Here is a 21,795-nt window from a genome sequence, read left to right as displayed (position 1 = left end):
AGGTGGTGACAGTGGAGGAAGCCCTTCGCTTTATTACAGACGGGACCTGCCTGATGTACGGCGGGTTCGGCGGGGTTGGAAATCCGCCGACGCTCATGGACGGTATTTTAAAAAAAGGGGTGAGAAATCTTCGCCTCATTGGCAACGATACCGGATTCCCTGATATCGGAATCGGGCGTATGATCACTGCGGAACGGGCGAGCTCGCTGATTACGTCGCATATCGGTTCCAATCCGAACGCCGGACGCTTGATGACAGAGGGGAAATTGCACGTAACATTCTATCCACAGGGGACGTTGGCAGAAAAAATTCGGGCCGGTGGAATGGGGCTCGGGGGAATTCTGGTCGATGTCGGGCTTGGCACGATAGTGGAAGAAGGCAAGCAAAAGATTGAAATCGAAGGAAAAACGTATATGGTTGAACCGGCCCTTACCGCCGAAGTCGGGATTGTCCATGCCTTAAAAGCAGATGAATACGGAAATCTTATTTTTGATAAAAGCGCACGCAATTTCAACCCGCTTGTGGCAATGGCGGCGGATATTACCATTGCCGAGGTAAATGAAATCGTTCCGGTAGGCGAGCTGAACCCGGAAGAAATTATCACGCCAGGCATTTATGTGGATTACATCGTAAAAAGCGAAGGGGTGAACTGGAAATGGGCGTGGGAGTAGAGCAGCGGACGATGATTGCGAGGCGGGCGGCAAAAGAAATCAAACCGGGGATGGTTGTCAATCTCGGGATTGGAATCCCGACGCTTGTTGCCAACTATATCCCCGATAATTGGGGCGTGATGTTCCACGCGGAAAATGGGATTCTTGGAACCGGGCCGAGTCCTGCAAAAGGGGAAGAGGACGAGAATTTGTGTAACGCCGGAGGATTTCCGGTGACGATTGTGCCGGGGGCGTCCTATTTTGACAGTACGGTAGCTTTTGGGATGATCCGCCGTGGCTATCTTGATATTACGATTCTTGGCGCACTGGAAGTAAGCGAGAAGGGAGATCTGGCGAACTGGATTGTGCCGGGGAAGCGCGTGCCCGGGATGGGAGGCGCCATTGAGCTTGCGCAAAAAGCGAAGAAGGTCATTGTACTTATGAACCATACGAGTAAAGGAGGGGAACCTAAAATTCTCCGCACCTGTACCTTGCCGCTTACGGCTCCGGCCTGCGTCAATATGATTATTACGGAACGCGCCGTCATAGAAATAAAAAACGGGGCCCTTCATTTGAAAGAAGTTCTCTATCCGTATACCGTGGAACAGGTAGTTGAGAACACGGGAGCTCCGCTTTATTTCGAAGGAGAAGTACCTGTTATCGGAGGTGCACTGCAAGATGAAGGATAGAATCGAGAAGTGGATGCGGGAAAACCGCCAGCAAATGATTAATTTTCTACAGCAGGTTGTTCAGGCGCCGAGCACACAGGGAAATGAAGCGGGCGCCCAGAAGCTTATCGCTGATAAGTTAAGGGAAATGGGACTTGAAGTAGATGTGTGGGAACCGACTGGAGACGAGTTAGTAAAACACCCTTATTTCTGCTCTCCGCGTACAGAATTTACAGGAAGTCCTAATGTTGTCGGGGTATGGAAAGGTATTGGCAACGGTAAATCCCTTATTTTGAACGGGCATATTGACGTCGTTCCGGTTGGGGATGTAAAACAATGGGAGGATAACCCGTTTAGCGGGAAAATAGAAAACGGAAAAATGTATGGGCGTGGCGTGACGGATATGAAGGGCGGCAGTATCGCGATGTTGTTTGCGATAGAAGCACTGCAGGCATTGGACATACGATTAAAAGGAGACGTGATTTTCCAAAGTGTGGTGGAGGAAGAGAGCGGAGGCTGCGGTACGTTGTCTGCCGTGCTGCGCGGTTATAAGGCGGATGCGGCCCTTATCCCCGAGCCGACTGAGATGAAAATTTTTCCGAAGCAACAGGGCTCAATGTGGTTTCGTATCCGGGTGAAGGGGCGGTCCGCTCACGGAGGGACCCGATATGAAGGCGTAAGCGCGATTGAAAAAGCGATGCTCGTAGTAGATGCGGTGCGGCGCCTGGAGCAAGAGCGCAATAATAAAATTACTGACCCTCTCTATGAACAGATTCCTATTCCTATTCCGATCAATATTGGAATGATTCAGGGCGGGGAATGGCCGTCTTCTGTGCCTGATGCTGTCGAACTGCAGGGTCGAATGGGCGTAGCGCCGGAAGAAGATATGCAAGAGGCTAAGAAGATGATGGAGGAAGCGTTGTCTTTAATTAACGATGATTGGTTGAAGGAACATCCGCCGCAATTGGAATGGTTCGGTGCCCAGTGGGTGCCCGGGACCGTTGACCGGGATCATGCATTGATGAATCACCTAATCTGTGCTTACCGTGAAGTGTTTGAGAAAGAACCGATTATCGAGGCCTCGCCGTGGGGAACGGATGGCGGTCTACTGGCTAAGGTCGGGGATACTCCTTCCGTCGTATTCGGGCCGGGTGTGACAAGCATGGCGCATTATCCGAATGAATACATTGAGCTCGACAGAGTGTTGGAGTGCGCACAGATTATCGCGCTTACGATGACTCAATGGTGTGAGATAGCGCTCAGTTAATAAACTGTGTGGGCGAGATGCATCGAATCCATTGTATTTTTGCAGAGTTTCCCCTTGCAGAGAAGCGTAACTGTCCGTGCTCCTATTCCGTTTGGGGGCCGGCCCGAAACATCCGGGTATCTCCATGATGGAGACCATCGGGCCTAAAAGCGCCCCCAAATTCCAGAGGAGCACTGAGCAGCGGGAAGACCCTGCAAAAAATAAAACCGGTGCCCACCGCCACTTAGGTTTTGCGTTCGGGCACACCTACGTTACCGACGAAGCGCGATGATGCACTCCCCGAATTTCTCTTCACCCCAGAACAAGGCGAGCTTGTCTCCGTTTTCCACGGCCGCTACACCGGCCGGTGTGCCTGTATAGATGATATCCCCCGTGTCGAGTCCAAAATGCTCGTTAATAAATTGAAGGATCGCAGCGAAATCAAAGATCATGTCTTGAATGTTACCCCGCTGTACCTCCACGCCGTTGCGCCGGAGACTAAAATCGGTTGTTTTGCACGCTTCAATGCCCGGAAACGGACGGAAAGCGGTGAGAATCGCCGAATTACGAAATCCTTTCGCAGGGAGCCATGGATGCCCTTTCTTCTTTAACTCACTCTGTACATCCCGCAGCGTAAAATCAATGCCCAGGGCGATCCCATCAACGACATCTTCGACAGGTATTCCCGGTTGAAAAGCTTTGCCTATATGGAGTACCAGTTCCGCTTCATAGTGAACATCGCCTTTATCGCCCGGCAATGTTATCTCCTTGCCGTTGGCCTCCACTACAGCATAGGTTGGCTTTGTGAAAATCATGGGGGAAGTAGGTACCTCATTGCCCAGTTCTTCCGCATGTAATCGATAATTGCGGCCTACACAGAATACGTTGCAAATGTTATTCATAAAAAGCTCCTTTCGTTTTACCAGTATAAGTGGCCTCAATGGCCTGTTGAACGGTTGCATATGTTTTACATAGAAGAGAAGTCGATTCCCATTTCCACAGTAGTCCGCGCAATGCATGACGAATGCCTACCTGAGAAGTCTGAGTTGCCTTTATCTTTTCCTCATTAGTCAAGGAGCTAATGCTTTTTGCAATTTGATCCATCATTTCAGCACTTATTTTTTCATGCTGACTGCTAAGGCGGGCCGAAACCTCCTTTCTTAATCTGCATAAGTGCAACTGAGGTTATTGTCTGCGTTACGCTTGTCACTAACCAAGTTTTCTATATCATAATTGGGTATTTTGTATAATGCAAGATTGCGCAAAAATGTAATTTTGTACATAGTATACTTTGCATAAAGTGGTTAGTTTTTTCGGCTCAGGAGAGGGAATTGATATGTCTGAAGTAAATGAACAGTGCCGGTTTTACCGGGTTTGCAATAATAGATATAACAGTGAAAGCAGCAAGAAGAAACGTTGGATTCCTCTACATCGTTTCTTCTTGCTTTTTTCATGTTTGTTTACGGGTTAATATGGGAATATAAAGTTTATCCGTCCAGGAAAAAGGCATGATAAAAAAAGAACTGTAAAGCAATCTAGCAATTAAATGAAAAGAACCATATAATAGTTTATGTATAAACTTAATTTGGATAGCGCTTACATGCTGTCATTGAACGTTTTTAACGAGGAGGGCATCAATATTATGCAGAAAATGCATCGGGAAATTGGTACTTTTGCGCTGACCATGACCGGTATTGGTTCAATTATCGGTTCCGGTTGGCTTTTTGGTGCCTGGAAGGCCTCGCAGGTTGCGGGACCGGCTGCTATATTTTCCTGGATTATCGGGATGATCGTTATCATGTTTATTGCATTATCATACGCTGAGCTTGGCACGATGTTTCCCGAGGCGGGGGGGATGGTACGTTACGCACAATATTCCCACGGTTCTTTTGTTGGATTTATTGCGGGCTGGGCGAATTGGATTGCTATCGTTTCCGTTATACCGGTTGAAGCGGTTGCATCGATTCAATATATGAGTTCATGGCCGTGGTCCTGGGCAAGATGGACACATCAATTGTCAGCGAACAATGAATTGACGGTACCCGGGTTGTTGCTGGCAGCCGTTCTTGTTATTATTTATTTTCTGTTAAATTACTGGACAGTACAACTTTTTGCCCGAGCGAACACCTTAATCACCGTATTTAAATTCTTGATTCCCGGCGCAACCATAATTGGGCTTATGGTCACCGGGTTTCACAGCGGCAATTTTTCCACAGGAGGAGGATTTGCGCCGTATGGCTGGTCAAGTGTCCTCACGGCGGTCGCAACGTCTGGTGTTGTCTTTGCGTTTAACGGATTCCAGAGCCCTATTAATATGGCAGGGGAGGCACGCAATCCAAGCCGCTCACTGCCTATTGCGGTCGTTGGTTCCGTATTGCTGGCAGCGATTATATATGTATTTTTGCAAATTGCCTATATCGGGTCTGTCACACCGGACATGCTCGCACAGGGATGGAAACACATCAGTTTGAACTCGCCGTTTGCCGATTTGGCGCTTGCATTAAATTTAAACTGGCTGGCTGTTCTTTTATATCTCGATGCGTTCGTTTCTCCTTCAGGTACGGGAACGACGTATACGGCTACGACAGCGCGGATGATTTTTGGAATGAAAGGCAATGGATATTTTCCGGAAATATTCGGCCGCATTCACCCGCTATACGGGGTGCCGCGTCCTGCGATGTGGTTTAACCTCGTTGTTTCCTTCATCTTTCTGTTCCTGTTCAGGGGATGGGGAAAGTTGGCGGCGGTTATCTCTGTGGCCACCATCATTTCGTATATTACAGGACCGGTTTCCGTTATGACATTGCGCAAGATTGGGGAAAACTTTCATCGCCCGCTGAAATTAAAGGGTTTGAAAGTGATAGCCCCTATCGGTTTTGTTTTCGCTTCCCTCATTTTATATTGGGCACGGTGGCCGCTTACAGGGCAAGTCATGTTAATCATGATTATCGGATTGCCGATTTATTTCTACTATGAAGAGAAAAAACAGTGGAAGAATTTCAGCCAGCATTTTAAAGCTGGAATCTGGATTGTCGTCTATTTGCTGTATATGACTCTCATTTCTTATCTCGGCAGCGCCAAATTTGGCGGTACTAATGTAATTCCATATGGTGCCGATATGGTTGTCATCGCTATCTCCTCTCTTATTTTTTATTTCTGGGGCGTACGAAGCGGCCAGGAAACGGAGCAATTAGGCAAGGCGGAAGAGATTAATAATCTGCTGCGGGAATCCGATTTACGAAAGGGAAAATAACTATACCATCCAAGTCCGGTGTTTGTGACAGCCGGACTTTTTTGATTCATATGTTTGCCAATTTATCATCTTGCTCCCCTGTGCAGAGATATGCGAAAATGACATCGGGAGGAGGTCGTTGTATGGAACAATCAGTATCCGTTTCGTTCGCCTGGATTGCGGGTATTATCTCGTTTTTTTCTCCGTGTGTTTTTCCACTCGTCCCCGCTTACATTACACATTTAACAGGTGGAATGGTCGAGGCAGACAGGCTGATTACAAAACGCAGTACACTTTTATGGCGTTCTTTGGCCTTTATTATTGGGTTTACGATTGTTTTTGTTATTTTTGGTGCGACGGCCAGCTATCTTGGGCAGCTGCTGCGAGCCAATCGCCAGTTATTTGAACAGTTGAGTGGCATTTTAATTGTTTTGTTCGGCTTTCAGACGATAGGCTGGCTTCAGCTGAGTTTTCTTGCAAGAGAAAAGCGTTATGATATGTCACGTATTCGGGCGGGAAGATGGTTTTCTTCTTTACTGCTTGGCATGGCTTTTGCCACCGGATGGACACCGTGCGTTGGGGTCGCTCTTTCATCTATCTTGCTCCTCGCAGGGAACGCTACTACCGTAAATACGGGGATGCTCCTTCTCGCTGTATATTCACTTGGTCTTGGGGTGCCTTTTTTACTCATTTCATTTATCATGCTGTATTCCGTTACCACTGTTCGCCGCTTGAATCGGTGGATGCCGGTGATTAAACACGTAAGCGGGTGGATTTTAATCGCGATGGGTGTTCTTATCTATACCGGACAGATGCAAAAGATAAGTGCGTGGCTGGCATCCTTTACTTTTTTCGGGGGAATATAGAATAAAGGAGCTCCCATTTACGCTAATTAAAGGAGGAATACAATGGACAATTACAAAGAAATTACCTGAAGAGGTTAATAAGAAAATTAAAGGAGGAGCAATGTGATCCTTTTTTTCCGTAAAACAAATTCAGGAAAACATACGGCAGAATTGTGGTATAGTAGGTAATACCATATACAAAGAGCCCTTTTTATGTTTAAATAATTACTTGTGTAGTGTTGATTTATTAACTATTTTCGTAATTAAGGGTCAGGAGAAAAGGATGTGTTCGGGAATGGAATTATCACTTGTCATTCCGGCATATAATGAAGAAAAAAGAATAATGCATACGCTGGAAATGGTCATGCCGTTTATGGACAAACATTTTAGCCATTATGAAGTACTTGTCATCGATGATGGAAGTAGGGATAAGACCGTTTCCATCGTACAAAATTTCGGACATCCGCATCTCCACATCGCTTCCTTACAGCGCAATATGGGAAAAGGGATGGCGTTAAAACAGGGAATGCTACTAGCGAAGGGCAAGTACATATTTTTCATGGACGCCGACCTGCCTTATCCGCTTGAAAGCATAAATGAAGCATTAGCTGTTTTCTATACAAAAAAAGCCGATTTGGTCATAGGAGCACGGGATTTATATGAAGCTAAATCGGAGGTGCCTTATCCGGCCTTGCGTAAAATTACCTCCGCCTCGTTCTCGTTATTTATTAACACGGTTCTTCATTTGAACATACCGGATACCCAATGCGGGTTTAAAGGATTTACAAGGTCAGCCGTTCAGGTGATTTTTCCGCAGCTGACCATTCAGGGTTTCGGCTTTGATTTTGAGATGCTTTTTTTAGCCCGGAAATATGAATATCATATTGAGAGAATCCCCGTTAATTTACGCCACTCGGGAGATTCCAAAGTTCATATCGTAAAGGATTCAATCAAAATGGTACAGGATGCGCTGCATGTTCGTATGAACGACTGGAACGGGGTATATTCTAAATTGAAAGAAGTCAGTCATGAAGGGTAAATATATTCAACTTGCCATCGGCTGTGCGCTTACCTGTATATTTTTCTATCTGGCCTATCGTGAAATTGGGCCTTTGGATATCGTGCGTATCTTTGAGTATCCCATTCATTACTTGTATGTAATACTGGCTATTTTTGCTTTCATGGTCAGCCAGTATTTTCGGGCGCTGTCCTGGAGCCGTGGGATGGCTCCTAATATCGGGACGAAAAGAATGTTTGCTTCGGTTTGCATGGGAAATGGTTCGAACATGCTGCTTCCTTTTCGCATGGGAGAAGCTGTACGGATCCTGACAGTCAGTCAATCGGAAAAACGCTTTTATGCTATTGCAGGCATCAATCTGCTTATCGAGCGATTGCTTGATGTAGCTATTTTAATGCTGCTTGCATTAATGGTAGCGTTCTTTGTGCCGTTTGAATCAGCCGTTCAGGTAAAGCTAAGCCTGATACGCCATATAATGCTGTTGGGTGTGGCATGCGGCAGCATCGCACTTTTTATCCTCCTGCGTTTCCGCCATTCGGAGGTACTTGTAAATCGGCTTCCTGATAAAGTGAAAAAGCTGCTTTCGTTTTTTAACGGGTTTGTGATTTTGCAGTCTCCGTTTGTTTTTATGCGCACGTTTTTTTACCTCGTATGTTCGTGGGGCTGCGTATATTTATCCACCGTTTTAGGCTTAAAGGCGGTCGGGCTGGATAATGGAGTAAGTCTGCTGGCAAGCCTTGTTGTTATTGTCATGACGAATTTAATTATGCTCATTCCTTCGGCTCCGGGTGGGATTGGAGTATTTCAATACGGCTGTACGTACGCGTTAAGCTTGTTTCATATTTCTGCATTGCAAATGGCGATTCTTGCCGTACTGCTTCATCTTATTCAGTATGCGGCTCTTTTGCCCCTCAGCCTTTTTTTCTTTTTCCGGGGAGAATTTACAATCAAGTCTTTTTTTAAAAGGGTGCTTAGCCAGGGAACAAGATTTTAAAACATCAGGACAGGCAGGACAACTCCTCCTGTCCTGATTTTGCGTTAAGGTACAGAGGTAGTTTTCTTTAGCATAAAGGTGGATCGTAGATGAAAAAGACAGAGAGACAACCGATTTCATTTTTGTTCTGGATCGTTTTTGCCGTCGCCATCGGTTTAAAGTATGGATATGCAAATTTTCATTATTATCCTGTGCTTGACGATTGGCTGCAATACGGAGCCTATCAGTTATATGAAAATCCGATTCAGATTTTTTTGCATTACAGCTATCATACCCGCCCGCTGGCGTCCCTGTTTGATGTCACATTATGGGGGAAATTCTGGCCGGATTTAACGATTCCCTTTGTAATTATCACTATTTTACATATCGCGTCATGCTACCTTCTCTATCGGACGTTTTCTAAAGTAAATCGTTCGATCGGCATTCCTGCGGCGATTATTTTAGGATTGATGCCGCTTGGAAATGAAGCTACTTACTGGCTCTCGGCATCCTCAAGGCTGGTTGTCGGGATGTTTTTTATGCTGCTTTCCCTCTATTTGCTTGCCGCAAGTCTTGAGAAGCGCAAAAAGGCCCTGTATCTCGGCGGGTTCTGGTTTTTTCAGCTCGTGTCCTTCGCATTTTACGAGCAGATTATTGCTATGGGGTTTGTTTGTTCGTTGTTAATCATGCTGTGGAAAAGAAAGCAAATCAGATGGCAGGCCTATATGATTCCCATACTTAATTTGCTGGTGATTGGCGGATATTACGTTTTATTTAAAGCGGGGGGAAATGCTGCAGAACGCGGTCATACCGTAAAAGGGAATGAATTCTGGGGGCATATTGGCTATGTTTTTCATCAATTTTACGATATAAGCGTTTGGACGCATTCTTTTTACTATCGCAACAGCCTGCCCAAAGGTCTGATGCTGCTGCTTGGTTCGAAGTCCTATGTGTATCTGGTGGCGATCGTTGTCGTGTCGTTTGTTTGCGGGTGGTTTGCTTGGCATACAAGCAGAAAAACTGCCGGCATGCAAAAGCCGCTTTGGAAAATCATTGCAGGCATACTTTTGGCCGTGCTGCCGCTTGCCCCATTCTTCCTCATCACGGATACAGGGCTGGCTCTGCGAAATGTTTTTCCCTCTATGATTGGCCTGGCGTTACTTTTTGACGGGATTTTTGACTGGTTGGGCCAAACGGCTGTAACCCGTCTGTTGTATGGAATCATCACGGGAACGTTAACTTTTGCGTTTATTGTTCCGGGGGTAACCGATATTGTCGAATATAAAAAAGTAAGTGAAGCCGACCGTTATGTGGCGGAACAGATTGTTGCCGTAGGGAAGCAGGAACATAAGCTAAATGGAAATATTCCGGCTTACCTGTTTGGGGCGGAGTCTTACCTTGTGCCGGAGAGTGCGCCGTTCTTAAATCACATTAAAAATGTGACGGACAGCGAATGGGCACTGACGGGGGCAGTGCGGGCCGCAGGCAGGAACAGGAACTTTCAAATGATTACCCCGGTTTCGGCTCAATATGATTACATAGTTCCTGAAAAGCATTTAAATAAAGGTCTTCTACTTGGGATCGAAAAAAATTTAAAGGTAATTCCTCTGCAGGCGGTTAAGAAAGAGAACGGGGATTACCGGTTGCTGCGCCACGACGGTTCTACATTTGGCGTTTATTATGTAAAAGCGCAGCATTTCAAATGGAAGTAAAGTTTCCGGGAATGTTATAAGGAATGGTGGGACTGGCATACACTATAGTGATAACCGTAACAAGTAAGCTGATAATAAAAAATAGTATTCTGCTGCTAAAGAAAGGATGTTTTGGAAAAAGCGATGAATGTTAAAAAAGTTTTCCTAACTGTTTTGACGGTGCTCATCTTATCTGTTGCAGGTATGGCAGGATACTACGCCTATTCATTTTATTCTTTTACTTCTAAAGTAAAGCAGCCTGCTACCGCTTCATCGCTTCCGGAATGGACGGGAAAGGACCGGGTAAACGTTATGCTGCTGGGTGTGGATAAACGCGATGGGGAACAATCTACGCGTTCGGACTCGATTCTGCTTGCCAGTATTGACCCAGTCACAAAAAACACTGAATTATTTTCTATTTTGCGTGATTCATGGGTCTCCATTCCGGGTTATAAGAAGAATCGGATTAATACCGCATATGAAATCGGCGGACCCGAATTAATGGCCAAGACCGTCGAAAAGTTAACCGGTTTACCTATTCATTATTATGTGGTGACAGATTTCAGGGGATTCGAAAAAGTAGTTGATGCGCTGGGCGGAGTTGATATGTATGTTGAGAAAGATATGAATTATCTCCTTTATGATGACAAAGGCTATTTTGATATTCACCTTAAAAAAGGATTTCAGCATTTAGATGGGCATAAAGCTCTTCAGTATGTGCGCTTTCGCCACGATAAAATGGGGGATTTCACGCGCACGGAACGACAGCGAAAATTTCTCAAAGTCCTGGCTGATAAGCTAAAGACCACGACGGGAATCTGGAATTTACCAAGCGTATTGGAGGCAATGTCACCTTATATCGCAACCAACATGGGTGCAACGGATATGATTCGCCTTGCGAATCTTGCCTATGATATTGATACAGCGAAAATAAAGGCGGAGCAGATTCCTCCGAATGTCATTCTGCGAGAGAAAACCATTGGTGGAGCGCAGGTGATTGACCCGCGCCCCGCGCAAACGAAGGAATACATCCATGGTCTGCTCCAGACACCGGATATTACAAGCGGCGCGCCGCAAAAAGAAAATAAATAAAAAACCTGCGAATATAAAGCAGGGTTAAAGAGGGAGAGAAAGCAAATATGGGCACGTTGCTTGAAACAGTAGGAACTTGGATTACGTCCACAATTGACGCTTTGGGCTACAAAGGGGTGGTCATTGGAATGCTCTTAGAGAGTGCCTGTATCCCAATCCCGAGCGAACTGATTATGCCGTTCGCAGGATTTCTTGCGTCCCAGGGCAAGATGAATCTTATATCAGCGATTATAGCCGGCAGCGTCGGCGGAACGCTTGGATGCATTCTGGCCTATGTGCTGGGTTACAAATATGGGCGTTTACTGGAAGGTCCGCTGCGGTTTGTTATTCCAACTCATGAAGTCAAAAGAGCTGAGAAGTGGCTTGCAAAGCACGGGGATAGTGTTGGCTTCTTTACACGTCTTCTCCCTGCTGTGCGAACGTTTATTTCATTGCCCATGGGGATGTCCCACGCACCGTTTGCGCGATTTATCGTCTATAGTTTTGCCGGTACAGCCATCTGGTGTACGCTTCTTGCTTATGTAGGTTGGGTACTGGGCGCCAATTGGAGTGCAATCAAGAAGTACCTGCATTATGGGGATGCTGTTGTCGTAGCAGTCGTTGTGCTTGGACTCATCTATTATGTTTTGAAAAGAAAAAAAAGAAATCGGTTATCTTAAGTTAGATCGAAGAGCCTGCAGCAGCAGGTTCTTTTTTACCGTTAAGGAAAGTATATGTTGCTTTACAGTGTTAAAGCAACATATACTTTCCTTCCATTGGTCACCCGAGAAAAACTCGCGGGAGTGTGCCGAACGTTGCTTTTTCAATGTGGAGCGTGTGGCCGGAAGGTCGATCAGACCGACAATTGTCTCCATCATTGAGGTACCCGGATGTTTTGTCGGTCCGACCTTCCGGTCACTAAGCGGCCGTTTCGCTTCCCTGCAGAAAAAGGACGAGCGGCAACGCCCGCGAGTTTTTCTTATGCGGGAAAAGAACAACTTGTTTCATGATGTTGTTCATTTTTCAAGAGATAAAATCAAAAAAATGTGTACGTTTTGTGAATTAATCATTGACTTTAAATAGTCTGAATTATATTCTAATTATAGAAACGTTGATAATCTTACTTTAACAATAAAATTAAGAGAGGAGTCGTTATAAGATGTGGAATATTGTGGTGATTGCCGAAGTCATATTTACATCTATCATTTGTGCTTCTATACTTCTCCTTCCCTACTTGACTCGTTTACGCGGCAAACGTGCTGAAATAGCGAAATCGGAATAAAACAGGTGAAAAAGGTGCCGAACCCCGGGGAGGATGATAGCACCTTTTTTCTTTTTGTCCGCAATTTATTAATAAAATTATAAAATTGGCTATTGATTTTAAAAAACTTATGCCGATATATATAAAGAGGTAACGTAATTTACAGAGAAATAGGGGATGCTTGATGGATAAAGCCTCAGTGATAGGGATCGTCGTATCCATGATTGCGGTAGGGTTTGGATTTTTATACGGGGGTGGCACACTCGCACTTTTATGGAGTCCGGAATCTTTCGTTCTTGTATTAGGAGCCACCATAGGCGCAGTTATCCTGTCGTTTTCAATGAAAGAAATCAAAACCATTCCAAAGTTATTTAAAAAAATTTTTAATAATAAATCTTTTGATTTTATAGAATTAATCGACTTAATGGAGAATCTTGCGGGTAAAGCCAGAAGGGAAGGCCTGCTCTCCCTTGAGAACGAAATTGAACAAATTGATAATGCGTTTATTGCGCGTGGAATGAGAAGTGCAGTGGACGGAGTCGATCAAACCGTTATTGGGGAAATGTTAGAATATGACATCTCAGCCATGGAATCCCGGCATGCCCGGGGGATTAAAGTATTTGAGTCAGCCGGAGGATACAGCCCGACCATCGGGATTATGGGTACGGTTATGCATATGGTTATTATTATGACTGAACTCTCTCATCCTGAACTTTTAGGTCCGAAGATTAGTAATGCTTTTCTTGCCACGCTTTACGGGGTAGGCTTAGCCAACCTGTTTTTCTTTCCGTTCGCGGAAAAATTAAAAGGAAAATCCAGAGAAGAAACTCTTTATCTTACGATTGCTCTTGAGGGCATCATTGGTGTGCAACAGGGAATGAATCCTGTGGCCTTGCGGGAAAAGCTGCTTGTTTTCCTCCCGGAAGGAGCACGGAATGCGGGTGGTGAATCGGTCGGTGTCCAGAAAGAAGCAGAAGCATCATGAAGAACATGTAAATTTGGAACGTTGGCTCGTTTCTTATGCGGATTTTATCACGCTTTTATTTGTCGTTTTTCTTATTTTATTTGCTATGAGTTCTATTGATAACAGAAAGTTTCAGGCTCTTGCGCAATCCTTTCGAAACATAAAAGGTTCGGGGGCCTCGCTTATATTGCCTGCTCCGGGTTCTGCTGCGACACCGAAAGCAAATGTGGGAGCTTCCGGGAAAAACCAGCAGGCTAAGTTGGAAGAAGAAAAGAAAAAGCTGGAAGAAGTGAAAAAAAAGCTGGAGAAATATGCGAAAGAACGGGGCATCGATAAAAATCTTAATATTAACATGGATAAAAACGGGGTTAATTTGACTGTAACAGGAACGATTTTATTTGCTAACGGGGATGCCTCCCTTCAACCTGCAGCAAAAGCTATCATTAAAGATATTTTTAAGATTATCAATACGATTGATAATCCTGTGCGAATTGAAGGGCATACGGACAATAAACCGATTCATACGGCCCAATATCCCTCAAACTGGGAATTATCCACCGCACGTTCTACGAATCTGATTCGCTATTTGATTGAAGAATATAAATTTAATCCGGCCCGGCTTTCCGTTGGTGCCTATGGTGAATATCATCCTGTCGTCCCGAATACGAACGATGCAAATCGGGCGAAAAACCGCCGGGTCGAAATTATGATTTTAAGTAAAGAAGCAGCTTCCCAAAACCCACAAAGTGGAGAAGCCAAAGTGAACTAAAGAAATCTGTGCCCTGCTTGGGCGATAAAATGTAATCGAAAATAGCTCGTACCACTTGTATAGTGTGTACGGGCTATTTTTTTGACACAAGTTTGTAACACAAACCGCGGGCTTGTTTCATAAATTCCAATCTAAAGATTGTTATACTTAATAACGTCTACCGACTAGGATAAAACGTAGACCGAAAGGGACGAAAATATGGACACGTTGACTTGTAGCCGTATACTTACCGGACTCACCATGGGTTTTCATATTATTTTGCAACGATTGGTGTCGATGTTCCTGTTATGGTCGCTGCGGCGGAACTGATTGGTATCATCCGCTGTGATCCGCACTATATTCTTCTGGCAAAGCGTTGCATGTTGGTTTTGTACTTGTACTCTTTTCCTTGCTATATTTGGTACTGGTTGGACTTGTCGGGGGCGTTCTTATTCGATTATTTAAAAAGAACACGCCGGAAAACGAAATAAAAGACCGGGGAATTGCATTATAAGGAGTAAAATGATTATGTTATACGAAATGATTGGCATCACGATCCTCTGGGCGCTTCTGTACGGATACGTTATTGTTGCCTCTATCGATTTTGGAGCCGGTTTTTTTTCCTATTATGGAAAGTTGAAAAAGAAAGACCATCTGATTAATGATATGGTGAACCGCTATTTAACACCAGTCTGGGAGGTAACGAATGTTTTTTTCATCTACATCTTTGTTGGTCTGGTAGGTTTTTTCCCTAAAGCGGCTTATTATTACGGAACAACGCTGCTTGTTCCCGGCAGCGTTGCGCTAATTCTCCTGACGATTCGGGGGACCTTTTATGCGTTTGCCGACTATGGGGCACGCGAAAGTACAGTCTATCGTTTTCTATACGGCGTAACAGGGCTACTTACTCCCGCAGCGCTTTCTACGGTGCTTACGATTTCGGAAGGCGGATTTATAAGAGAAGGAGACGATGGAGGGATTGAATTTGTTCCGCAACTTTTGTTTGCCAGCCCATATTCCTGGACGGTTGTGCTTTTAGCGATTGTAAGCGTATTGTTTATCAGCGCAAGTTTTCTAACGTACTATGCGTCGCGGGCTGAGGACAAGGAAGCGATGGAATTGTTGCGCCAGTTTGCTCTCTGGTGGAGCGGCCCGACCATTTTTGCCAGCATCCTTGTATTTTCTACCCTGCGGATTCATAATGCCTTTCATTTTACTGTCATGCTGCATTACAGCTGGATGTTTCTTTTATCGTTCTTATTTTTCATGGGTGCGGTCTATCTAATCATACAGCGCAAAGCGCTGGGAACTGCGTTTATAATGGTGATGCTGCAGTTTGGTTTTGCCTTTTTTGGATATGGGATCTCCCATCTGCCGTACTTGTTATTTCCGTATGTCACGATAGAGTCAGGCAGTACAAACCCGCAAATGGGGCTGTCTCTTGTTATCGTATTCATGGGAGGGTTATTTCTTCTTATTTTTTCGCTGTATTTGCTGTTTCGGCACTTCCTGTATAATGCGAATGTCCTGAAAGGGCAGGCAAAATCATAACAACACCAAAACTCACCGGGTGACCTTCCCTGTGAGTTTTTTATTTTGGTCGATAATCCAGCTAAGGTGATCATCGGCGCCTCCGGCCTGGTACTAGCCAAATTTTCTTTCATTTCGACAATAAGTGGGCCGTCCTATTTAAAAGACGTTGAATAAAACCGAAATAATCAATAGTACGTAAAATTGTCATCCGGTGGCGGGTACCAAGCCGAAGGTGCCAGCGATCGCCTGAACTACATTTATGTAAACAAGAAGAGGGGGACGAAATGAAAAAATACATAGCTGCGATAGGAATATTTCTTTTTTTTCTTTTTGCAATGGTTGTTTTGGGAGTAGTTTCGGCCTCCGCTTCTCAAATGCAAATATATGTGAATGGCAAGGAAGTTCATCCTGCTGCCCGACCACAGGTGATTAATCAACATGTTTTTATTCCTGTTTCATTTGTGAAAGACCAGATGGGAATGCGTGTCGCATGGGATGGCAAATTACGGTGTGTAACCATTAGAAATAATAACAAAAAAATTGTGCTCACTGTTAATTCCAAAATAGCAAAAGTGGACGGCACCGCCAAAAAACTGGACGAAGCGCCGGTCATGCTGCAGGGCCGGACATATCTTCCGTTTCGGATTGTTGGAGAGCTGACGGGCACAGAGGCAGGTTGGCTTAAAGAAACAGACAGCCTGGTGTTTAATAGCCCCGTCCATATTGTTATTAAAGGAACTCCTGTCACTGCTAAAGTATACCGGACGAATAAAGGGTATTTTGTAACGGCTAAGGATATCGCTGCTGCAACGGGATATAAAATGAAACAAAAAAGCGCGTCCCTCCTTTTTATAAAAGGCACTGATGTTCGAACCCTGCATCCTGTAAACGGGAAAGGTGGCTTTGCAACAGTTGACAATCAATGGGTGATTCCGCTTGCATTTGTGGATGAATTGGTAAAAGGGTCGGGAAGTTGGAATGCAGATAAGAGTATTTACAGGGTGGATAAGCCGAATCTGAATTCGAGGTCCATTTCTCCGTCTGGGCCAAATAAACCGGCCCCGTCAAACATGATTAAACCTGTTGTGCATAATCCATCAACTTCTCAAGATAGCATTCTGACAGAAACGAACGACGAACCCGCTCCCTCCCCGCTGTTGCCGGCGGTCCCGCTTTCGGGCAAAGAAAAAGTGACGATTGTCGTCGATGCAGGACACGGAGGAAAGGATACAGGCGCTATCGGAGTCAATGACACGAGGGAAAAAGATTTTACGCTGGCCGTTGTACTAAAATTGGCCGACGACCTTAAAAAAGAACCGAAGTTTAATGTAATATTAACCAGGGATGGAGATACATATCCGACCCTGACTGACCGGGTGAAAATCGCTAATGATGCTCCGGCGGATTTATTCATTTCAGTCCATGCCAACTCTGGTCCGCCTTCCGCCAATGGAACGGAGACATACTATTACGCAGACCAGAGTAAGGGATATGCGGATACTGTTCATGCTCATTTGGTACAGGTCACCGGGTTCACCGATCGAAAGGTGAAAACTGCTGATTTTTACGTCATTAAAAATACAAAAATGCCTTCCATACTTGTGGAAGTTGGCTTTATAACGAACGCTGATAATAACCGGGAAATGATGGATGACAGCTTTCAGCAGAAAGTAGCGGACGGGATTTACCAGGGGATAGTAGAATACTGCCAAGATAATTAAAGTGCTAAACAGCCGGCTTATCGGGGCCGGCTGTTTTATTGTTGTTAAATGGTGTCACTCTTATACGCATAAGTAAACGAAGGCAATCGCCTGCGCCTTTCGGCTTAGCGCTAACCTATGGTCGATGCCTCCTTTTAAAATTGTGAAAATAGTATGCATGTTTATCTTGTTACCTTTTCGTTTTTTTGGTGAAACGAATTCGCTTTCTTCCGGAATGTGAAGGTATAATAGAGTAAAGTTATAGTTCGAGGTGTTTTTAAGGTGATTATGGGGACGGGAATCGATCTCGTGGAACTTAAACGAATCGAAAAAATTTTAAGCCGGCAAGAGGCCGATTTTGTCAGGCGGATTCTTACCCCGGGGGAACAAAAATTAATACCCGGAGTGCAGGCGAGAAAGGTCGAATTTCTGGCCGGCAGATTTGCCGCAAAGGAAGCGTGTGCCAAAGCGCTGGGAACCGGGCTTGGCAAAGTGCTGTCTTTTCAAGATATACAAGTTCTCCGGGAGAATACTGGCAGACCTATACTACAGGTGTCTTCGTCTGTATTGGAAGCGGTGTTTGGAACTTCTGCATGTATGGTGCATGTTTCCATATCTCACAGCAAGGAATATGCAATCTCTCAGGTTATTGTGGAAAAGCAGTGATCACTTGTCTGCATATCGTGAAAATAGTGGACATACATATATATCATGATTAGGAGGGAATCATGTGTACGTGGTGACGGCGCAGCAAATGCGGGATATTGATCAATTCACCATTCGGCAAATAGGAATTCCGGGACTTGTTCTTATGGAGAATGCGGGAACTGCTGTTGTGAGAGAAGTGGAAAGGCGTTGGCCTGAGGGGAGTGTTGTGATTTTAGCAGGTTCCGGAAATAATGGCGGGGATGGACTGGTTATTGCCCGGCACTTGAAAAACAGGGATCGATCGGTGCAAACCTGGTTGTTCGGTGAGGACGGTAAGCTTAGCAACGACTGCAGAAGCCAGCTCAATATACTCCATGCATGTGGATATCAGGTGAAGCGCTGGAACAAAGACAGAGTGGATGAGCTGACAGCCGACTTGCAAGAGGCTGATGTTATTATTGACGCAATGCTTGGAACCGGGGCCACAGGTGATTTGCGGGATCCGTATTGGACAGTTGGAAAAGTGCTGGCCGGAGTTGCCGGGCGTGTCGTAGCGGTTGACATTCCCACGGGGGTAGACAGTGATTCCGGCGAGGTGGGAGAACAGGCAGTAAAGGCGGATGTTACGGTCACCTTTGCCTGCCCAAAATGGGGACACTTCTTATATCCAGGCGCAGAATTAAGGGGGGACCTCGTTGTTGCTGATATTTCGATTCCACCCGCAGCGGCCGGGAAAGCTGCCCTGCAGGACACTGTTTTGACTGGCCAAGACGTAAACCGTCTTTTGCCTCGCAGACCGCGTTTTTCCCACAAAGGCACATACGGCCATGTTCTTGTGATTGCAGGTTCCAAAGAAATGCCGGGGGCTCCGGTGATGACTGCAACCGCGGCATTGCGTACAGGCTGTGGTTTGCTTACACTCGCTGTGCCACAGCCGATTTTACCCGTGGTTGGCAGTAAGATTAGTGAACCTGTTTTCTGGGAATGGCCTGATCAAGACGGACATTTTGCCCGTGAAAGTGTGCGGAAATTGGCGGAACGAAGCGGCGATTTTGATGTAATTGCCGTTGGGCCGGGAATTAGCACCTGGTCAGACGGAAATGCCTGGCTTGCTGATATTATTGCCGCTGTTAAATCACCGCTTATCATCGATGCCGACGCGCTTAACTTGCTTGCCCGGAACCCAGGGATTCTCCAATATAAGACAAATCCGATTATTCTAACGCCCCATCCTGGTGAAATGGCGAGGCTTTGTGGGGTTTCTACAAAGGACATCGAAAAAAACCGTGCGAAGCATGCCCGGACCTTTGCTTTCTCCCATGGAGTTTTTCTTGTACTAAAAGGTGCTTATACGCTTCTTGCCACACCAGATGGACGGATATTTATTAATCCGTCCGGCAGTGCTGCTCTGGCGAAAGGCGGGAGCGGGGATATCCTGACTGGGATGATTGCCGGGATGATGGCGCAGGTGAAGGATGCAGAGACGGCCATTAAGCTCGCGACCTATCTTCATGGATTGGCCGGAGAAATTTGTGGAGAACAAACACTTTATGCAACACTGGCCGGAGACGTCATTCAGGCAATCGGTCCCGCGATTGAACGAATTAAAGAAAATGCGCCCTCACTTACGAATTTCCCAGGAAATTGACATGGACGTCCCTCCTTTGTCGAAATGAAGACGAAGGGGTTGAAAAGATGAAAAAGTTTTTTTCTTTAGCGATTATCCTTTTACTGGTCTTCACAGTAGCAGGATGTGGCCCCAAGGATGCCGCGAGTATTGTCAGTGATTTATCTAAGAATGTCGATCAACTTTCTGGATATAAATCTAAAGCAACCCTTACACTTCAAACGGGAAAAACTCCTCAGGAATATGACGTAGAAGTGTGGTATAAAAAGCCTGATTATTATCGAATTGCTTTGACCTCGAAACAGCGGGATATTACTCAGATTATATTGCGCAACGATGAAGGTGTTTTTGTCCTTACCCCGCATTTAAACAAAAGTTTTCGTTTTCAAAGCGACTGGCCCGATAAGCACGGGCAAGTGTATTTGTACGAATCGTTGGTAAAAAGCATTGTTAACGATCCTTCCAGACGCTTTCAGCAGGAAGGGCAAAGCTATAACTTTGAAGTAAAAGCAGATTATTTGAATCGTTCACTCACCACGCAAAAAATAACGCTAGATAAATCGTTGGATCCGGTTCGCGTAGAAATTAGAGATTCGAACATGAATACGATGGTTACGGTAAACTATACGAAGTTTGAGCCAAATCCAAAGTTCGATAAAGATGCTTTTGATAAAGAGCGAAATATGCAGGCCGCCATTCTTGATTCTGTTCCAGCTATGGTTGGGATGGAGAAGAAGTATAGTGGCAGCTTCGGCGTGATACAGCCGGAATATTTGCCTGAAGGTGTGAGACTGAAGGATGTAAGTAAAGTGGGAGACAATGATGGCACGGAAATTATTCAAAAGTACACAGGAAAGTATCAATTTACCTTAATTGAGAATAAAGCTGAGGCATCGGCAGTGAGTTATGTTACGGGGGAACCTGTGGACCTCGGATATACCGTGGGTGTTTTGACCGGGGAACAGGTGAAATACCTCATGTGGAGTCAGGACGGGGTAGAATATACATTGACCGGCGCAATGCCTCCGGAAGAAATGATTCAGATCGCAAAATCGGTGTTTAATCAAGTAGGGAAATAATAAGTTAAATGGTATGTAAAAGTACCATGGTGTGTAGGGCTGGAGCCGGGACGTCTGGTTTCCGGCCTTTTGTTCTTGTTTAGGAAAGTATCGTTTTTTGTTATGGATGAGACAGACATAGATCGGACGATTTCAAGCGTTGATTTTCGATGCAGGAAAAGCAAAAAAAGTTGGTGAGCTTTTCTTACTTACACGTCGTTAAAAAATATATTGACACAATTTGTTTGACCGTGATATATTATTTCTTGCCGCTGTGAAGCCGACGGTGAATAAGATAAGAAAAATCAATGAAGTTTGCTGGTATTGATAACTGAAAAAAGTTATTGACAAAGTAATTTTGATTTGATAGGATATATAAGTTCCACTGAGAGCAGATGGCGGAAATGAAGTTCCTTGAAAACTGAACAGTGAAATGCCAAATGTGCGATATAACCCGGATACAATTCTGGATTTAAAGTAAGACCAGCTTTTTAAATGAGTATTAAGGAACGTCGACTAAGAACGCAACATCGTGCAACGTCGACGTTAGCCCATCCGTGGGCGTCAAACTTTTTTGGAGAGTTTGATCCTGGCTCAGGACGAACGCTGGCGGCGTGCCTAATACATGCAAGTCGAGCGGACCTTTAAAAGCTTGCTTTTAAAGGTTAGCGGCGGACGGGTGAGTAACACGTGGGCAACCTGCCTGTAAGCTCGGGATAACTCCGGGAAACCGGAGCTAATACCGAATACGATTCGCAACCGCATGGTTGCGAATGGAAAGTTTTCGAACACTTACAGATGGGCCCGCGGCGCATTAGCTGGTTGGTGGGGTAACGGCCTACCAAGGCGACGATGCGTAGCC

The 21,795-nt window shown here is 45.2% G+C and carries 20 protein-coding genes and 1 rRNA gene; 18 read left to right on the top strand and 3 right to left on the bottom strand.

Annotation, left to right across the window (positions count from 1 at the left end; genetic code table 11):
• Positions 1-53: 53 nt before the first annotated feature.
• Genes H525_RS0112955 through H525_RS0112945 form a run of 3 tightly spaced genes read left to right on the top strand, consistent with a single transcriptional unit; the run spans position 54 to position 2,585 of the window.
• Positions 54-671 carry a CoA transferase subunit A gene (locus H525_RS0112955; protein WP_245590483.1) on the top strand — a complete coding sequence of 206 codons (618 nt, stop codon included), beginning with the start codon at positions 54-56 and terminating at the stop codon, positions 669-671.
• Entirely contained in the window at positions 656-1,339 is a 684-nt protein-coding gene (locus H525_RS23975; protein WP_051331015.1) for a 3-oxoacid CoA-transferase subunit B, read from the top strand. The genes H525_RS0112955 and H525_RS23975 overlap by 16 nt, the downstream gene beginning before the upstream one ends.
• Positions 1,329-2,585: a peptidase gene (locus H525_RS0112945; protein ID WP_027416555.1), complete on the top strand. Its 1,257-nt coding sequence runs from the start codon at positions 1,329-1,331 to the stop codon at positions 2,583-2,585. The genes H525_RS23975 and H525_RS0112945 overlap by 11 nt, the downstream gene beginning before the upstream one ends.
• Before the next feature lie 251 nt (positions 2,586-2,836).
• Here the strand turns inward: H525_RS0112945 and H525_RS0112940 are convergent, their stop codons facing one another.
• Both H525_RS0112940 and H525_RS29570 read right to left on the bottom strand, forming a co-directional pair.
• Positions 2,837-3,466: a fumarylacetoacetate hydrolase family protein gene (locus H525_RS0112940; protein WP_027416554.1), complete on the bottom strand. Its 630-nt coding sequence runs from the start codon at positions 3,464-3,466 to the stop codon at positions 2,837-2,839.
• Positions 3,459-3,671, bottom strand: coding sequence for a hypothetical protein (locus H525_RS29570; RefSeq protein ID WP_155837268.1), 213 nt, complete (start codon positions 3,669-3,671; stop codon positions 3,459-3,461). Before H525_RS29570 ends, H525_RS0112940 begins: the two co-directional genes overlap by 8 nt.
• Before the next feature lie 535 nt (positions 3,672-4,206).
• Between H525_RS29570 and H525_RS0112930 the strand changes: the two genes are divergently transcribed.
• From H525_RS0112930 to H525_RS0112900, 7 genes are all read left to right on the top strand, one after another.
• Entirely contained in the window at positions 4,207-5,817 is a 1,611-nt protein-coding gene (locus H525_RS0112930) for an APC family permease (protein WP_027416552.1), read from the top strand.
• Between the two features lie 122 nt (positions 5,818-5,939).
• Positions 5,940-6,662: a cytochrome c biogenesis CcdA family protein gene (locus H525_RS0112925; RefSeq protein WP_027416551.1), complete on the top strand. Its 723-nt coding sequence runs from the start codon at positions 5,940-5,942 to the stop codon at positions 6,660-6,662.
• Positions 6,663-6,936: 274 nt separating this feature from the next.
• Positions 6,937-7,680 (top strand): dolichyl-phosphate beta-glucosyltransferase, encoded by a 744-nt coding sequence (locus H525_RS23970; RefSeq protein ID WP_162142500.1) that lies wholly within the window; start codon positions 6,937-6,939, stop codon positions 7,678-7,680.
• Complete coding sequence (locus H525_RS0112915; protein WP_027416550.1) at positions 7,670-8,653, top strand: lysylphosphatidylglycerol synthase transmembrane domain-containing protein; 984 nt, start codon at positions 7,670-7,672, stop codon at positions 8,651-8,653. The genes H525_RS23970 and H525_RS0112915 overlap by 11 nt, the downstream gene beginning before the upstream one ends.
• Positions 8,654-8,742: 89 nt before the next feature.
• Complete coding sequence (locus H525_RS0112910; protein WP_027416549.1) at positions 8,743-10,344, top strand: glucosyltransferase domain-containing protein; 1,602 nt, start codon at positions 8,743-8,745, stop codon at positions 10,342-10,344.
• 123 nt (positions 10,345-10,467) lie between these two features.
• Positions 10,468-11,415, top strand: a complete 948-nt coding sequence (locus H525_RS23965) for an LCP family protein (protein ID WP_051331017.1) — start codon at positions 10,468-10,470, stop codon at positions 11,413-11,415.
• Between the two features lie 47 nt (positions 11,416-11,462).
• A complete protein-coding gene (locus H525_RS0112900) occupies positions 11,463-12,074 on the top strand; it encodes a DedA family protein (RefSeq protein ID WP_027416548.1) in 612 nt (203 codons plus the stop codon).
• On the opposite strand, the gene H525_RS27350 is transcribed toward H525_RS0112900, so the two are convergent.
• Positions 12,066-12,392, bottom strand: coding sequence for a hypothetical protein (locus H525_RS27350; RefSeq protein ID WP_155837266.1), 327 nt, complete (start codon positions 12,390-12,392; stop codon positions 12,066-12,068). The two genes, H525_RS0112900 and H525_RS27350, sit on opposite strands and share 9 nt — an antisense overlap.
• Before the next feature lie 447 nt (positions 12,393-12,839).
• Here H525_RS27350 and H525_RS0112890 point away from each other — a divergent pair, with 447 nt between their 5' ends.
• The 8 genes from H525_RS0112890 to H525_RS0112855 all read left to right on the top strand — a co-directional run.
• The gene (locus H525_RS0112890) at positions 12,840-13,640 is read left to right on the top strand and encodes a motility protein A (protein WP_027416546.1); all 801 of its coding nucleotides are present in this window, start codon (positions 12,840-12,842) and stop codon (positions 13,638-13,640) included.
• The gene (locus H525_RS23960; protein WP_162142499.1) at positions 13,612-14,388 is read left to right on the top strand and encodes a flagellar motor protein MotB; all 777 of its coding nucleotides are present in this window, start codon (positions 13,612-13,614) and stop codon (positions 14,386-14,388) included. Before H525_RS0112890 ends, H525_RS23960 begins: the two co-directional genes overlap by 29 nt.
• Before the next feature lie 507 nt (positions 14,389-14,895).
• The gene (locus H525_RS0112880; protein ID WP_027416545.1) at positions 14,896-15,918 is read left to right on the top strand and encodes a cytochrome d ubiquinol oxidase subunit II; all 1,023 of its coding nucleotides are present in this window, start codon (positions 14,896-14,898) and stop codon (positions 15,916-15,918) included.
• 266 nt (positions 15,919-16,184) lie between these two features.
• Positions 16,185-17,621, top strand: a complete 1,437-nt coding sequence (locus H525_RS25670; RefSeq protein ID WP_027416544.1) for an N-acetylmuramoyl-L-alanine amidase — start codon at positions 16,185-16,187, stop codon at positions 17,619-17,621.
• A 261-nt stretch (positions 17,622-17,882) separates the two neighbouring features.
• The gene (gene acpS, locus H525_RS0112870; RefSeq protein WP_027416543.1) at positions 17,883-18,266 is read left to right on the top strand and encodes a holo-ACP synthase; all 384 of its coding nucleotides are present in this window, start codon (positions 17,883-17,885) and stop codon (positions 18,264-18,266) included.
• A 64-nt stretch (positions 18,267-18,330) separates the two neighbouring features.
• Complete coding sequence (locus H525_RS0112865; protein ID WP_027416542.1) at positions 18,331-19,896, top strand: bifunctional ADP-dependent NAD(P)H-hydrate dehydratase/NAD(P)H-hydrate epimerase; 1,566 nt, start codon at positions 18,331-18,333, stop codon at positions 19,894-19,896.
• Between the two features lie 47 nt (positions 19,897-19,943).
• Positions 19,944-20,954 (top strand): DUF4367 domain-containing protein, encoded by a 1,011-nt coding sequence (locus H525_RS0112860; protein WP_027416541.1) that lies wholly within the window; start codon positions 19,944-19,946, stop codon positions 20,952-20,954.
• Between the two features lie 550 nt (positions 20,955-21,504).
• Positions 21,505-21,795, top strand: a 16S ribosomal RNA gene (locus H525_RS0112855); the annotation flags it as partial.

This window comes from Aneurinibacillus terranovensis DSM 18919 (assembly GCF_000430625.1).
Taxonomy (GTDB): Bacteria; Bacillota; Bacilli; order Aneurinibacillales; family Aneurinibacillaceae; genus Aneurinibacillus_B; species Aneurinibacillus_B terranovensis.
The sequence above is the reverse complement of the archived record's forward strand: the minus strand, read 5'-3'. Positions and strand labels throughout refer to the sequence as shown.